The organism is Christiangramia sediminis (assembly GCF_020552705.1).
Classification (GTDB): Bacteria; Bacteroidota; Bacteroidia; order Flavobacteriales; family Flavobacteriaceae; genus Christiangramia; species Christiangramia sediminis.
This window is the reverse complement of sequence record NZ_JAJBZG010000005.1, coordinates 783675-799476: the sequence shown is the minus strand read 5'-3', so window position 1 is coordinate 799476 and position 15802 is coordinate 783675. Positions and strand designations below refer to the sequence as shown.

The following is a 15802-nucleotide window of genomic DNA, read 5'->3' as shown; positions in this document are numbered from 1 at the left end:
TTAATTCTTCGATTTTAAAACTGCATCTACGTAGCCCTGACTATTTACAAGTTCGTCGGCAATTCTTGCTGAAAGTTCCTGAATATGTTCAGCTCCAAAACCTATATACAAAGATACAATACTCAACAGAGCTACGGGAACTATAAACTGAAGCCTTTTAGCATTGGTCATATTTGAAAAATATCCAAAATTACTTCTTAGTGGAAGTTCCTTATCTTCTTTCCAGAACACTTCAGACCATAATTTGGCAATAATCACCAGGGTTATAAAACTGGCAAAAATGATCGCTCCCACCGTAATATAGGATCCATTTGTAAAACCTGCTTTAATAAGATTGATCTTAGGCCAGAATCCGGAAAGTGGTGGTATCCCCACCAGAGAAAACAACGGGATAAATAACAGTAAACTTATTTTAGGCCATTTTGCATAGATCCCTCCAAGGTCCCGCATCGAGTTTGTCCCTTTAATCCTATAGACCACGCCGCTGAGCATGAAGAGATTTGTCTTAACAATAATATCATGAATAAGATAGAAAATAGCTCCGGCTATAGCGACTTCTGTAAACATTCCTAAACCGGCGATCATATAACCAATATGGCAAATAATAAGATAAGAGAAAACCTTCCTCATATTATTCTGAACCAGTGCGCCAATCCCTCCACTTACGAGGGTTAAAATGGCAATAATCATAATAATATTATTCAGAAATGGATCATCTACGAAAATGAGCGTGAAAACCCTAATTAAAGCATAGACTCCCACCTTGGTTAACAAGCCCCCGAAAATGGCAGAAACTGCAAAAGGCGGAGTATGATAGGATGCCGGTAACCAAAAATACAAAGGGAATACTCCTGCTTTTATTCCAAATCCTATAAGAAAAAGCAGGGCTGTTATCTGAACCAATCCACGGTTCTCTACCAATGCGATCTGGCCGGCAAGATCTGCCATATTAAGGCTACCCGTAATTCCGTATAAAACCGCGATAGCGGTCAAAAAGATCATGGATGCAAGTATATTTAGCGTGAAATATTTCACGGCACCTTCCAGCTGCGCTTTTTCCCCACCAATAGTGATCAAAACGAATGAGCTGATGATAATAATTTCGAACCAGACATATAAGTTAAAAATATCCCCGGTTAAGAAAGCCCCATTTAAACCGAGTAGTAAGAAGTGAAATATTGGGAAATAACCAAACCTCAACCGATCTTTTAACACCGAAGCCCCTGAAAATATGGACACAGCAAGACCAGAAATTGCAGTTAGCAAGACCAGGGTAGAAGACAACATATCTGCCACGAAGGTGATCCCAAAGGGCGCTTCCCAGTTTCCGGCCTGTATGGTTTGTGTCCCGTTCTCCCAGATATAAATAAATAACCATATAGAAAGCCCTAAACTGATGACACTTCCAAAAACACTAAATATTTTCTGGAATTTTATTCTGGACCAGCCAAACATCAGAATGATACTGATGGCCATCTGTAGAAAAAGGGGATATAAAATTAGCTGTTCATTCATGAATCTTCGTCGGTTGCGTTCATTTCATCCAGATCATCAGTCCTAACCACGGTATGAGCTCTTTTCACAAGTACAATTGCGAAAGACTGAAGTCCAAAACTTATAACGATTGCTGTAAGTATCAATGCCTGCGGAACAGGATCTGCATAAGCTTCTGCAAAAACTTTGGCGTCGCCTGAAATAATTGGAGGGGCTCCTTTAGTAATTCTTCCCAATAGAAAGATGAGAAGATTCGCTCCATTTCCCAAAAGAATAATACCAATGATGAGTTTAACCATACTTCTGCGAAGCATCATATAAATGCCCGATCCATATAAAATTCCAACCATTAATGCTAAAAGGATCTCCATATTAGGCCGATTCTGAAATTGTAAAAATTATGGTTAAGGTTACTCCGTTCACTACCAGGTATACGCCTATATCAAAAAATAAAGCTGAGCCTACACTACCCAGAATTGCAATTGGGTCATGTGACCATAAACCTGTCATAAATGGAAGGTCGTACAATACTACCGGGGCAAGTCCGCTTAAAAATGCAATAGCCAGGCCTACCGGAAGTAGAAAACCAGGATGTAGAATTAGAAGTTCTTTCGTTTTGTCAAGTCCGTTTGCGAATGAATGCAGGATAAAGGCAATTGAAGCGATCAATCCGCCCACAAAACCACCGCCTGGCAAATAATGGCCGCGAAGCAGAATAAAAATAGAAAACACCAACAATACCGGTAAAAGGTAATTTGAAGCTGTCTTTAAAATTATAGTTGTACGCATGCTTTACTGTTTCTTATTCTCGTTCTCTTCACTCAACCTTGTATCGGCATATCTTCTTCTATCCTTCATTTTAAGCCTCAACTTCATCAAACCGAATACTCCCACCGCGGCAATAGACAGCACTGAAATCTCTATAAGCGTATCAGCACCTCTAAAATCTACCAGAATTACATTTACCACGTTCTTTCCATGAGCTTCAATATAAGAGTTTGCAGCATAAAAATCTCCAACTTCTTTACTTACCGGTTCTGAAAGTACTTCCAGCGCAAGGGTGGTAATAATCAATCCAAAGATTGTTGATAAAATTCCATCTCTAAGCCTGGTCTTATAATCTGATAATTTTAGATACTTCGGTAGTTTATATAACACAAGCACAAAAAGTATCACCGTAAGCGTGTCTATTGAAAATTGTGTCATTGCGAGATCCGGAGCACTGTAAAATACGAATATCAAACATATAGAGAGCCCTACAACCCCCATGGCTGCCACAGCTGCAAGCCTGGATTGTGTAAAGACCGTATAGAAAATCCCGGCTATTAAAATTAGGGTGGTGGTTATTTCGTAAACTGTAATTTTTGAAAGAGAATTATAGTCTATGGCAAAACGTGTGTTCCCTACCATGATATATCCTACCAGCACCACAAGAAATAGAATGATGATCGAAATATAATTTCTTAGGTATCCATTCTGAAAGAAGTTGGTCCAAAAATTCGAAATCATTATAAAAAGCTTATTGAACTTTTCCAGAATATTTTCCGGAGCAATAAAGTCGAATTTCGCAATTCCTTCCTCTAGTTTTTTAGATGGTTTTATAATAAAGTACAGGGCAGTTCCTACTCCTATGGTTATTAAACTAAGAATAAATACAAGATTGAAGCCATGCCATAGTGCTAAATGGATTTCAGAAGCATCACCCCCCATAGACGTTACAACCGGCTTGATCAAAGCGGATTCTATTATGAACGGGGCAACGCCAAAAATAACGCCAAGTATTGCCAGTAAAAGTGGGGGTGCCCACATGATAAAACCGGGCATTTTCACATTTGAATGTTCTTCAGGAAGTTTTCCTGTAAAAGGTTTTATTCCCGCCACGAAGCCCGCATACAAAAGCAAAATCTTTGTAAGCACAATGGCGATCATAAGAAATATCACCAGGCTTTCAGAATGATAAGATGCTTCATAAGTCAATTCCTTTCCAACAAAACCAAGGGTTGGCGGAATCCCTGCACTGGAGATCGCGGCTAAAATCCCGGCAATCCCAACAGGTAACATAATTTTATTTAGTCCGGAAAGTCTTGTGATATCCCGGGTATGTGTTTGATGATCTATAATTCCTGTAACCAGGAACAAAGTTGCTTTATAAAGGGCGTGTACTATAATAAATACTGCTGCAGCAAGAAAAGCCTCCTGAGTACCAAGTCCCGTTAGAAATACCAATATCCCTAATGCTGAAATTGTTGAATACGCAAGAACTCCTTTAAGGTCTGTTCTAAAAATGGTATGAAAGGCGGAATAAAGCATGGTAAATCCACCTACAATTATCAAAGTTGTATTCCATATCTGTTCTCCCCCAAGCACCGGTGTAAAACGCATCAGCAGATAAATTCCTGCTTTTACCATCGTTGCTGAATGCAGATAGGTAGAAACCGGTGTTGGAGCCTTCATAGCTCCCGGTAACCAGAAATGAAAAGGAAATTGTGCTGACTTGGTAAAGGCAGCACCAAAAATTAGTAATACTGCTAAAAAGTAAAATTCATTTCCGCGAATAGCTTCACTCATCGTAAGCATTTCAGAAATGCTGTAAGTACCCGCAATATTGTTTAAAAGTAATGCGCCTGCTAATAAGAATAAACCACCAATACCTGTTATTCCCAGAGCTGTCAAAGCCGATTTCCTTGAAGCGGGATTCGTATTATTAAAGCCGATCAAAAAGAAAGAACTAATACTGGTCAATTCCCAGAACACGAATAAAGTGATCATGTTATCGGAGAGCACTAAACCTAGCATAGCACCCATAAAGGAACCTAAGTAGCCATAGAATCTATCCAGATATTCATGCCCTTTCAGATAAGACGAAGTATAAGCAAAGACCAGAAAACCAATTCCGGTGATCATCAATGAAAATAGCAGGGAAAGACCGTCCAGTTTAAATCCCAGGTCTACCCCGAAAGACGGGATCCACTCATAAGATCTCATAATTATTTCTCCGTTCGATATTGAAGAAATAAACTGAGTGAAATAAACAAAGAGTCCTAATGGAACCAGAGATGCAAGTATAGAGAGCTTACCTTTTATAAATCTTCCCGCGAAAATGAGAAGAATAGAGAATAAAAAACCTGTAAGAATTGCGGTAAGCATACTTAGTAAAATCTGTTCTCGGCAAATATAATAGTATTTATTGAAGAAATACTTCTAAGCAATCAGTTAATACCCAATGTTTACTGCCATTTAAAGTTTCTTAAATTTTACTTTAAAGATCAGGTATATTGTTGATGAAATTCTTAATTCAGTATAAAAAACATAAATAATATGCTCTAATAAATCATAATTTAAATAATTAAATTATTGTTATTCGATAATTTAATTATATTTGTTATCGATAAACAATAATTATGACAACTTCATTTAAACTACTCAAAGCTATTCTCAGCATTGCCTTATTTTTCTCAACAGTTTTATGGCTGATATTTCTTATAATTTTAGCGGGTATTTTATTAGGAATCGATGGAAACTTTGGACTGGAAAGAGTAGCCGAAGATCTGGATCTCACCTCTAAAACTGCGAAATTAGCTCTAGTGACTTACGTTTTAGGAGCATATGCCGCTATCATATATATTATAAATACGCTTAGAAGACTTGTTAAAAGTTTAGATTCGGGAAGTCTTTTTACCAAATTTCAATGTGCTGGCTTTAATCTGGTGGGTCAATTAATTATCTGGCTGGTCATTTTAAGTGCTGTTGCAGAATTTATTATGAAGTTAATTTTCGCCTCCAGGCTGAAAGTGGAAACCAGTTTTCCCGATTTCTGGCTTTTTCTCGCCTTAGGCGCTTTCTTTATCGTACTGGGACAGGTTTTTGAGAAAGCACGATTAATGAGGGAAGAAAATGAATTAACCGTTTAACATAAAGCTCTATGAATAAAAATAGTCTACTAAATATTGCAACTTTCCTCTGTAAATTTATTAATGCTTGTCTCATTATCGTTTTATTAATTTTAACTGTCGTATTTATCCACTTTCAGGTTGATCGAAATTTCTACAAGGGTTGGCATACAGAAAAACCAATTAAAGGTAACTCAATCCAATTCCAAAAGACCTATGGGGATGAGGTTATAGATCCTGACAAAATTTATATAACAGATTGGAATACTGGATCGCTCTATTTCAATTACTTCAAGTATGTGGGGATCATTTTTCTCTTATATCTTACGATCTATCAATTTCAAAAAGTTTTGAAGTCAGTTAAAAATTTCGAGACTTTCAAAACTACGAATGTACAAGCGTTTAGAAGGATAGGAGTTTATTGTTTAATTATTTCCAGCATATCATGGATCACAGATTGGGATTTTAATAACTATCATGTTAGTGGATTTCATATAGATTTTGACTTCCTGATCATTTCTCTTTTAGCATTTATTTTTGCTGAAATTTTTAAAGAAGGAAATCAATTGATGGAAGAAAACAAATTAACTGTTTAGTATGGCTATCTTAATAAATCTAGATAGAATTCTCGACGAAAGGGGTATGAAAAGCAACGAACTGGCTGATATTGTTGGTATCACCACCGCAAACCTTTCTATTCTGAAGACGGGAAAGGCGAAAGCCGTTCGATTTTCCACTCTGGAAGCTATTTGCAAAGCCCTGGACTGCCAGCCGGGAGATATCCTGGAATATAAAGCTTCATAAAATCTTCACTGCCACACTCACATAAAATTTTTACTTTAGAGCAAAATCATAAATCAACTATGCGTACTATTCTTTTAGCTTTCCTTTTCCTGAGTTTTATTGGAAATGCTCAAACCAATACTTATAACATTTCCTTTGAAAATGCCGTTCATCACGAAGCCAAGGTGAAGATCAGTTTTCCGGAAGTGAAGACAAATACTTTAAACATCAGAATGAGTCGAACTTCTCCCGGGCGCTATGCTTTACATGAATTTGTAAAAAATGTTTACGATTTTAAGGCTACCAATAGCAAGGGTGAAGAACTTAGGGTTGAAAGAAAAGATCCTTATTCCTGGCAGGTAAGCGATCATGACGGGACGGTGAATATAGCATATACCCTTTTTGCCAATCGCGGGGACGGAACCTATTCTCAAATTGATGAAACTCATGCGCATTTAAATATCCCGGCTACTTTTATGTATGCGGAAGAATTTCAACACCGGCCGATAAGGGTCAATTTTGAGGTTAGAGAAGACCTGAACTGGAAAGTAGCCACCCAGTTAAAACAGGAATCCGGAACTACTTATTCTGCTCCAGATTTGTATTATTTTATGGACAGTCCTACAGAAATTAGTGATTTTCAGATGAAATCTTTTGAGCTTGATGGACAGGAAATACAGTTTGCCCTTCATCATAAAGGAACTGCAGAAGAATTTGCGGAATATTTCGACCAGGTCGAAAGGATCGTAAAGCAGGAAGAAGCGGTTTACGGAGAACTCCCCGAATTCGACTATGGAAAATATACTTTTCTTGCCTGTTATATGCCCAATGTTTACGGCGACGGAATGGAACACCGAAACAGCACTATTTTAACCGATAAAGAAAGTCTTTCGGATGGCGGTATGAAAGGTAATATTGGAACTGTAGCCCATGAATTTTTCCATGCCTGGAACGTGGAGAGAATCAGACCGGCAGAGTTAGAGCCTTTTGACTTTTCAGAAGCTAATATGACCGGTTCTCTTTGGTTTGCTGAGGGATTTACGAGTTATTATACGGGTTTGATGCTTTGCCGCGCCCAGGTCAACACGCCTAAAGAGTATATAGAAGGTCTTACCGGCACTTTTAATTACGTTTGGAACTCTCCTGCTTTGCAACATTTTAATCCCATCGAGATGAGCTACCAGGCTCCGTTTGTAGATGCCGCTACCTCAGTTGACCCTACCAACCGTGAAAATACTTTTGTTTCCTATTATTCTTACGGAAGCGTTTTAGGCCTTGCCCTGGATCTTTCCTTAAGACAACAAGATCTGAATCTAGACGATTTTATGAAGTTGATGTGGGAGAAATATGGTAAAACTGAAGTGGCCTATAAAATTGCAGATATTGAATCTACATTAAAAGAGTATGCTGGAGATGAATTCGCTTCAGAATTCTTCAAAAAACATATCTATAATAGTGAAATGCCCGATTATAAAAATTTATTCCGTAGTGTGGGCATCAAATTGGAAAGAAAAGGAAGTAATTATTTTGGAGCATCGGTTAAAGAAACTGAGAACGGGCTGGTAATCTCCAATAACACATTCAAAGGAAGCCCGGCGTATAAAGCTGGATTAGCTTCAGGAGACATTATTATCAGTATTGATGAAAAACAAATTCAGACAAAAGAAGAGTTTGAAAGTACTATTGAAAACTCAAATTCCAATTCAGTTAAAATAAACTTTGAGAGATTTGGTGAAAAGAAGATCACAGAAGTGAAATTAGGTAAAAACCCGGCTTATACCATAAGTCTCGATGAAGATGCTTCAAAAGAAGCATTAAAAAACAGGGAGAGCTGGCTTGAAGCTAAATAGTTGAATAAAAAAACCTTCCGAATTCTTTAAAACCTGGGAGGTTAAATAGAAAAAGGCCTTTCAAATGAAAGGCCTTTTTTAATATTATATGTTCGGAAAGTTAATCTGCTAAAACGATAGCTTTATTATCTTTCATTTCAAGAACTCCTCCTTTAATCGTGTAATAAAGAACATTCGGCTCTGAAGTTTCAGTTCTGAATCCTGACTGATCCTTTCTTTTCACTTCATTTTTACTTCCGGAAGTAAGATTGATCTTAACCTCACCTTCAGACAAAGTAGAAACAATAGGAGCGTGATTATTCAACATCTGAAATTCACCATCGTGTCCCGGTAATTTTACCGCATCCACTTCTGCTCTAAATACTACGGCTTCTGGAGTTACTATCTCTAAATACATCTAACTTATTTTAGTTTTCTGCAAGCATTTTCTCTCCGGCCTCGATCGCTTCTTCAATAGTTCCCTTAAGGTTGAAGGCCGCTTCAGGATACTTATCAAGTTCTCCGTCCATGATCATATTAAAACCTTTGATAGTATCCTTGATATCTACCAATGTTCCTTTTAGACCCGTAAACTGCTCGGCAACGTGGAAAGGTTGAGAAAGGAAACGCTGAACACGTCTTGCACGTGAAACCGCAAGTTTGTCTTCTTCAGAAAGCTCTTCCATACCTAGAATAGCGATTATATCCTGAAGTTCTTTATATCTCTGTAATAACTCTTTTACTCTTTGTGCACAATCATAATGCTCATCCCCCAGGATGTCTGCAGTAAGAATCCTTGAAGTAGAATCCAAAGGATCTACCGCTGGATAAATACCAAGCTCAGCAATTTTACGTGAAAGTACCGTTGTTGCATCCAGGTGGGCAAAGGTTGTCGCCGGCGCCGGATCGGTAAGGTCATCTGCAGGTACGTAAACCGCCTGTACAGATGTAATAGAACCATTTTTAGTAGAAGTAATACGCTCCTGCATCGCACCCATCTCGGTTGCTAGCGTTGGCTGGTATCCTACCGCTGAAGGCATACGACCAAGAAGTGCGGACACCTCTGAACCTGCCTGTGTAAAACGGAAAATATTATCTACGAAGAAAAGAACGTCTTTACCCTGACCTTCTCCAGCTCCATCACGGAAATATTCCGCAATTGTAAGACCAGAAAGCGCCACACGAGCACGTGCTCCAGGTGGTTCGTTCATTTGTCCGAATACGAAGGTAGCTTTAGACTCCTTCATTATTTCTTTATCTACTTTTTGAAGATCCCATCCGCCTTCTTCCATAGAATGCATGAAATCATCACCGTATTTTATAATTCCAGATTCCAACATCTCTCTAAGAAGGTCATTTCCTTCACGAGTACGCTCACCAACTCCTGCGAATACAGAAAGCCCACCGTGACCTTTGGCGATGTTGTTAATCAATTCCTGAATAAGTACTGTTTTACCAACTCCCGCACCTCCAAAAAGTCCAATCTTTCCTCCTTTTGAATAAGGCTCAATAAGATCGATCACTTTAATTCCAGTAAACAGAACTTCAGTAGACACAGATAAATCCTCAAATTTAGGAGCCTGACGGTGAATTGGAAGACCATCTTTACCTGATTTTGGTAAATTCCCCAGTCCGTCAATAGCATCACCAATTACGTTAAAAAGACGCCCGTAAACATCTTTACCAACTGGCATTTGAATAGGGTTTCCGGTGGCAAGTACTTCAACACCACGGCTAAGACCGTCGGTTGAATCCATCGAAACAGTTCTTACAGTTTGCTCACCAATATGCGATTGCACCTCAAGAACTAAAATAGAACCATCTTTTCTGGTAATTTCCAAAGAATCGTAGATCTTTGGTAGTTCAGCGTTTTCTGAGTCGAATACTACATCAACTACAGGACCAATAATCTGGGCAACTTTACCTGTGACTTTAGACATTTATCTAATTCTTTAATTTTTAATAGTAAAATTCAAAAACCTATTTCGTTAATTTAAAAAACCATAAAAAAGAAACAGGTCATTTTCAGGCTGCAAAGATAAATTTTTCTGGCAAAAAACATATTGAAAAATTGAGAAGTTTTCAATGTTTAGCAAAACAGCTAAAAACCTGATTTAAAAGACACAGTTAATCTCAAGTTTACAAAAATTGAAAATAAAAAAAGCCCAGTGAATAATCAGTGGGCTTCTTATAATCTTTCTATTAAAATATTTTATTCTTATTCTACCGTTACTGATTTAGCAAGGTTCCTTGGCTGATCTACATTCTTACCAAGCATCACTGCAATGTGATAAGAAAGTAATTGTAACGGAATCGTCGTTAATAATGGCGTAAGTGATTCCATAGTTTCCGGAACTTCGATCACATAATCTGCAAGGTCTCTAACCTCTTCATCTCCTTTAGTTACAATACCAATAATCTTACCCTTTCTGGATTTGATCTCCTGGATATTACTAACCACTTTTTCATAATGCCCTTTTTTGGTAGCAATTACCACTACAGGCATTTGTTCATCGATAAGTGCAATAGGACCGTGCTTCATTTCTGCAGCAGGATAGCCTTCTGCATGAATATAAGAGATTTCTTTAAGTTTCAAGGCTCCTTCCAGGGCTACAGGGAAATTGTAACCACGCCCTAAATACAAACAATTAGGTGCATCCTTATATTTATTTGCTATTTCCTGAATAAGCTCATCAGATTTCAGAGCCTCTTTTACTTTCTCCGGAATTCTTTCCAGTTCCTGAAGGTGGAATTGGAAATCGCTATGAGAAATGGTTCCTTTAAACTTACCTAATTTTAAAGCCATTAGGGTAAGTACAGTAATTTGAGTAGTAAAAGCCTTTGTAGAGGCAACACCAATCTCCGGCCCAGCATGGGTATAAGCTCCAGCATGAGTTTCTCTTGAAATTGAAGAACCTACCACATTACATACTCCAAAAGTAAAAGCTCCTTTTTCTTTTGCAAGCTTAATAGCCGCCATGGTATCTGCTGTCTCTCCACTTTGAGAAATAGCGATCACTACATCATTTTCAGAGATTACAGGATTTCTATATCTGAATTCTGAAGCATATTCAACTTCTACAGGAATTCTGGCAATATCTTCAAAGATATATTCAGCTACAAGTCCAGCATGCCATGAAGTACCACAGGCTACAATAATAATACGTTTAGCGTTTGAGATTCGCTCCATATTATCATCTACCCCGGCCATTCTTATTAAGCCCTGGTCTACCAACATTCTACCACGGTAGGTATCAGTAATTGCACTTGGCTGTTCATGGATCTCTTTCAGCATAAAATGCTCATATCCACCTTTCTCTATCTGCTCCAGGTTTAATTGAAGTTCCTGAATATAAGGATCTACCAAAGAATCATCTTTGATCTTTCTTATCTTAACTTCTTTATGTCTTCTAATAACCGCCATCTCACCATCTTCAAGGTAGATCGCGTTATTTGTAAATTCAATAAAAGGAGATGCATCTGAGGCAACAAAGAATTCATCATCCCCAACCCCGATAGCCAATGGACTACCAAGTCTTGCCACAACTATCTCGTCGGGTTTAGTTTTGTTGAAAACAGCAATTGCATAAGCTCCAACAGTTTGGTTAAGGGCAATCTGAACTGCTTTCCCAAGCTTTACATCCTCCTTAAGGATAACATCTTCAATAAGGTTTACCAATACTTCTGTATCTGTATCACTCTTGAAAGTATAACCTCTTTTCTTTAATTCCTTTTTAAGGGCATCATAGTTCTCGATAATTCCATTATGAATAATAACAAGATCCCCAGAATTGGAATAATGCGGATGAGAATTCACATCATTAGGCTCTCCATGGGTTGCCCATCTGGTATGACCAATTCCAACCGTTCCATTTGTAGAAATTTCACTTTCCAAACGGGTTTTCAAATCAGCGACCTTTCCTTTGGTCTTGCTCATTTTTAATTCGTTCCCGTCATAAAGTGCAATCCCTGCACTATCATAACCTCTATATTCCAGTCTTTGTAAGCCTTTTAAAACAATAGGATAAGCTTCTCTATGTCCTATATATCCAACAATTCCACACATCTTTTCTACTAATTAAAGTTGGTATAATAAATTTTTAATTTCAATCTTTTTTCATCATCTGCAGAGAGGTTACCATGCAAGACGGTTCCGTAAGGAGACAATAAAGTCCCTGATGGCACCTGCTCTATGACAGGAGATGATTCTCTGGTCGATGACATTATCGCGCCTGCAATAGCACCTTGCTGATTTCTCACCACAAGAGAATTTATATTTGCAACCACAACCAGTCCTAATCTAACATTCTCAGCATCTTCATTAATTATATTGCTAACGTGATTGGTGATTCTCAATTTATAAAAAGATCCACTTTCATCTTCCGCTACTTTCAAAGGTTGGGAGAAATTAGATAGGGATACTTCAGGAAAAGAAGGACTGTAAGTACCATCCAGCGCATAATCTGCAATAATGGTATTATTTTTCAGATCATATAGATACAAGCGTCTGGGCTGTAATTCATCAGCAGCCAGATCTTCGTTTATATAAAAAGTAAGATCGGCTTCATTTACCAACAAATCTTCTTCTTTCAAATTTTCCAGCACTTCCGGATCTGGAAATAACTCTATTACGGCCATACTTCCTTCCTGGGCTTTTAAATAAAGATTTTCAGCACCGGTTTCCGTGGACTGACTTTCGATATTTTGAAGAATATCTGCAGGAAACTCTCCCGTGTAAGTATTGAAACGATTATTTCCGAAAATATTCAAGGCATAGGAGCCTCTCACTCTTTCGATCTCTCCATCATTTCCCTCTACTTCAGAAGTATAATACAGGCTGATTTTCGCGTCCTGACTTGAAAGATTCAATAAAACCTGACGATTGCCGGTGCCATTAGGTTCAGCCTTAAATAATAGACTTCTAAAATAATTTTTAAAACTATTATTATCCCTCAGATCATCAGAACCTATTTTATTAATAAATTTTTCTTCAAAGAAATCGACAGGGAGTTGTACCCTGAGTGCCGGCGCATTGGTAATCGTATCATTATCACCAACATTATTCAATTCATATGAAAAATAGGCTTCATTAGATGGTTCAAAATTATTTTCAGTGTATAAAGGTGCTCCAAGGATATTTTGCTCCACAAGGTCCTGCTGGTCTGAATAATATTTTTGACTTTGCTCAAAATTAGCATCTGGATCTAGATCACTCAGAAAAAATCCTGTTTCGTAAATTTTCAGATTTAACGATCCATCTCCGTAAACTGAATCCAATTTATATTCAATTTCAGATTCATTATTTGAGGACTGCACTTCTGTTGAATAATATGGAATGGTCATCACCACACTGTCCAGTTGAACATTCTCCCCAAAGTCTGGATCTGGAGCCGACAAACCTACCTGGGTTACAATACTCGCAGTGCTTTCTCCATAGACCGGATGGTTAACAGAACCAAGAAAATAGTTATCCAAATTATTGGTTTGTAAAGAATTTAATTTTTGAGAATAGGCATTCACTTCCACTTCTCTTAACTCAACATTTGAAGGATTATTAATAATTTCTCCTCCAATTTCTGTAAAATCTTCATCACAGGCTACAAAAGCGAAAACAACAGCCGCGACAGCTGTCATTTTAAATAATTTATTTAATCTCATTTAATACTTTTCTTACTTTTCAGACAATACTTTAGTGTCGTAAAATTCCTGATAGGCGTGAGAGAAATTCTCTTTTTCAGTAAATGGAAGTACCGGTTTATTAAGTTTATCAACGTATGTCTTCAATTCTTCCGGCACATTGTCTCCACCCATAACCACAGCATCAGAATTATCAACCGCAGTTTTAATGAGGTTTACAAAATTAGGAGTTTTTAAATGTTTTACGTTTGCATTCTCAAAGCCATCAAACAAAATTTTCTCTCTCAACTCTTCATCTAACGTTCCATCAAAACTTTGATTGTAAACAGAGGTTACAATTTTTGAATCTTTGAACAAAGGTTCATTACCATAATAATTCCTTAGATACAATGGAAGTAAAGACGATAACCAGCCATGTACATGAATGATATCCGGTGACCAGTTTAATTTTTTAACTGTTTCTATAACTCCTTTTGCAAAAAATATAGCTCTTTCGTCATTATCAGAAAAGAGATTTCCGTCCTCGTCAGTTAAAGTTGCCTTCCTTTTAAAATAATCTTCATTATCTATGAAGTAGACCTGCATTCTTTCTTTTGGAATAGAGGCTACTTTTATAATAAGCGGCATATCCAGGTCATTGATCACAAGATTCATTCCCGACAGACGAATTACTTCATGTAATTGATGTCTGCGTTCATTGATATTCCCGAACCTTGGCATAAAAATCCTGATTTGCCCTCCCAGGTTATTCACCATTTTCGCAGCTTCAAAAGAGGTTGAGGAGATATCGGTTTCAGGTAAGTAGGGTATAACTTCAGATGAGACGTATAACACTCTCTTATCTTTCATAAATTCTTTACTTTAGTTACGTTTCCGAATAAAAAACACGCAAAATTACAAAAATTTATGCAGATTGCCAGAGATATATTAAGTTTGCACGCTGTTAATTTTATAATAAAATGCAGGTTTTTAGGGAGAAACAACCACTTATACAGGCTATTCAGAAGATAAAATCTGCTGGGAAAAGCGTTGGATTAGTTCCAACAATGGGAGCACTTCATGACGGACACCTTTCTCTGGTGAAAAATGCTTTAAGAAGATCGGACCAGGTCATCGTAAGTATTTTCGTGAATCCAACCCAATTTGACAATCCAAAAGATCTGGAAAAGTATCCGCGGAATTTAGAAAGAGACCTGGAACTTTTAAAGGCCGAGACTCCAGATATATGGGTATTTTCACCAAACGCGAATGAGTTATATGGAGAACATATTTCATCTGAAAAATTTGATTTTGAAGGATTAGAATCGGTAATGGAAGGTGAATTTAGACACGGCCATTTTGACGGGGTAGGTACCGTGGTGAAACATCTTTTCGAAACAATCACTCCAGAAAAAGCCTTTTTTGGGGAAAAGGATTATCAGCAACTGCAGATCATCAGAAAATTAACTGATAAAACCGGTTTACCCGTGGAAATTATAGGCTGTCCAATTCTAAGAGAAGAATCGGGACTTGCAAGGTCATCCAGAAATGAACGTCTAAGTAGCCAAAATCGAATAGAAGCCGCCTTTATTTACGAAACCTTAACGGGTGCCAGCCAACTATTTGGCACAGAAAGTGCAAGTTATATCACCAATTGGGTGGAAAATAGATTTAAAGATAATCAGCATCTCAAACTGGAGTATTTTCAAATTGCAGATGTAGAGACTTTGAAAAAAATAAATATAAAAGAAAAAGGAAAACAATACAGAGCTTTTATTGCGGCCTATGCCGATGATATTAGATTGATTGATAATATTGCTCTGGACAACTAATTTAGAAATGCAAATTCACGTAGTAAAATCAAAAATTCACAGGGTAAAAGTAACCGGAGCCGATCTTAACTATATAGGCAGTGTGACCATAGATGAGGATCTTATGGAAGCTGCTAATATTATTGAAGGTGAAAAAGTACAGATTGTAAATAACAACAATGGAGAACGCCTGGAAACTTATGTAATTCCTGGCCCAAGAAATACCGGGGAAATTACTTTAAACGGTGCAGCCGCTCGTAAAGTTGCTAAAGGCGATATTCTTATTATTATAGCCTATGGAATTATAGAACTGGAAGAAGCGAGGAATTTTAAACCGGCTCTCGTATTTCCAGACGAAGAAACTAATTTACTGAAGTAA

General features: G+C 37.6%; 15 protein-coding genes. 6 read left to right on the top strand and 9 right to left on the bottom strand.

Annotated features, from left to right (window positions below; genetic code table 11):
• The 4 genes from LGQ90_RS13045 to LGQ90_RS13030 are packed head-to-tail and all read right to left on the bottom strand — an operon-like array spanning position 1 to position 4641.
• On the bottom strand, positions 1–1515 hold the full coding sequence (locus tag LGQ90_RS13045; RefSeq protein ID WP_229341636.1) for a proton-conducting transporter transmembrane domain-containing protein: 1515 nt from the start codon (positions 1513–1515) through the stop codon (positions 1–3).
• Entirely contained in the window at positions 1512–1865 is a 354-nt protein-coding gene (locus LGQ90_RS13040) for a Na+/H+ antiporter subunit C (protein WP_229341635.1), read from the bottom strand. The genes LGQ90_RS13045 and LGQ90_RS13040 overlap by 4 nt, the downstream gene beginning before the upstream one ends.
• Before the next feature lies 1 nt (position 1866).
• On the bottom strand, positions 1867–2283 hold the full coding sequence (locus LGQ90_RS13035) for a Na+/H+ antiporter subunit B (RefSeq protein WP_229341634.1): 417 nt from the start codon (positions 2281–2283) through the stop codon (positions 1867–1869).
• A gap of 3 nt (positions 2284–2286) precedes the next feature.
• Positions 2287–4641, bottom strand: coding sequence for a putative monovalent cation/H+ antiporter subunit A (locus LGQ90_RS13030; RefSeq protein WP_229341633.1), 2355 nt, complete (start codon positions 4639–4641; stop codon positions 2287–2289).
• Between the two features lie 254 nt (positions 4642–4895).
• On the opposite strand from LGQ90_RS13030, the gene LGQ90_RS13025 reads away from it, so the two are divergent.
• From LGQ90_RS13025 to LGQ90_RS13010, 4 genes are read left to right on the top strand one after another with little or no spacing between them, the layout of a single operon-like run.
• The gene (locus LGQ90_RS13025; protein ID WP_229341632.1) at positions 4896–5405 is read left to right on the top strand and encodes a DUF2975 domain-containing protein; all 510 of its coding nucleotides are present in this window, start codon (positions 4896–4898) and stop codon (positions 5403–5405) included.
• 11 nt (positions 5406–5416) lie between these two features.
• Positions 5417–5980: a DUF2975 domain-containing protein gene (locus tag LGQ90_RS13020; RefSeq protein ID WP_229341631.1), complete on the top strand. Its 564-nt coding sequence runs from the start codon at positions 5417–5419 to the stop codon at positions 5978–5980.
• A 1-nt stretch (position 5981) separates the two neighbouring features.
• Positions 5982–6188 carry a helix-turn-helix domain-containing protein gene (locus LGQ90_RS13015; protein WP_229341630.1) on the top strand — a complete coding sequence of 69 codons (207 nt, stop codon included), beginning with the start codon at positions 5982–5984 and terminating at the stop codon, positions 6186–6188.
• Positions 6189–6247: 59 nt separating this feature from the next.
• Positions 6248–8017: a M61 family metallopeptidase gene (locus LGQ90_RS13010; protein WP_229341629.1), complete on the top strand. Its 1770-nt coding sequence runs from the start codon at positions 6248–6250 to the stop codon at positions 8015–8017.
• Between the two features lie 100 nt (positions 8018–8117).
• Here the strand turns inward: LGQ90_RS13010 and LGQ90_RS13005 are convergent, their stop codons facing one another.
• From LGQ90_RS13005 to LGQ90_RS12985, 5 genes are all read right to left on the bottom strand, one after another.
• Complete coding sequence (locus LGQ90_RS13005; RefSeq protein WP_229341628.1) at positions 8118–8414, bottom strand: FoF1 ATP synthase subunit delta/epsilon; 297 nt, start codon at positions 8412–8414, stop codon at positions 8118–8120.
• A 10-nt stretch (positions 8415–8424) separates the two neighbouring features.
• Positions 8425–9936: a F0F1 ATP synthase subunit beta gene (atpD, locus tag LGQ90_RS13000; RefSeq protein WP_229341627.1), complete on the bottom strand. Its 1512-nt coding sequence runs from the start codon at positions 9934–9936 to the stop codon at positions 8425–8427.
• Between the two features lie 278 nt (positions 9937–10214).
• The gene (gene glmS / locus LGQ90_RS12995) at positions 10215–12062 is read right to left on the bottom strand and encodes a glutamine--fructose-6-phosphate transaminase (isomerizing) (RefSeq protein WP_229341626.1); all 1848 of its coding nucleotides are present in this window, start codon (positions 12060–12062) and stop codon (positions 10215–10217) included.
• Positions 12063–12070: 8 nt separating this feature from the next.
• Positions 12071–13630: a BamH family beta-barrel-assembly machinery protein gene (bamH, locus tag LGQ90_RS12990; RefSeq protein WP_229341625.1), complete on the bottom strand. Its 1560-nt coding sequence runs from the start codon at positions 13628–13630 to the stop codon at positions 12071–12073.
• A gap of 36 nt (positions 13631–13666) precedes the next feature.
• The gene (locus LGQ90_RS12985; protein ID WP_229341624.1) at positions 13667–14482 is read right to left on the bottom strand and encodes a glycogen/starch synthase; all 816 of its coding nucleotides are present in this window, start codon (positions 14480–14482) and stop codon (positions 13667–13669) included.
• Between the two features lie 110 nt (positions 14483–14592).
• On the opposite strand from LGQ90_RS12985, the gene panC reads away from it, so the two are divergent.
• Positions 14593–15444, top strand: coding sequence for a pantoate--beta-alanine ligase (panC, locus tag LGQ90_RS12980; protein ID WP_229341622.1), 852 nt, complete (start codon positions 14593–14595; stop codon positions 15442–15444).
• Positions 15445–15451: 7 nt separating this feature from the next.
• Positions 15452–15802: an aspartate 1-decarboxylase gene (gene panD, locus LGQ90_RS12975; protein ID WP_229341620.1), complete on the top strand. Its 351-nt coding sequence runs from the start codon at positions 15452–15454 to the stop codon at positions 15800–15802.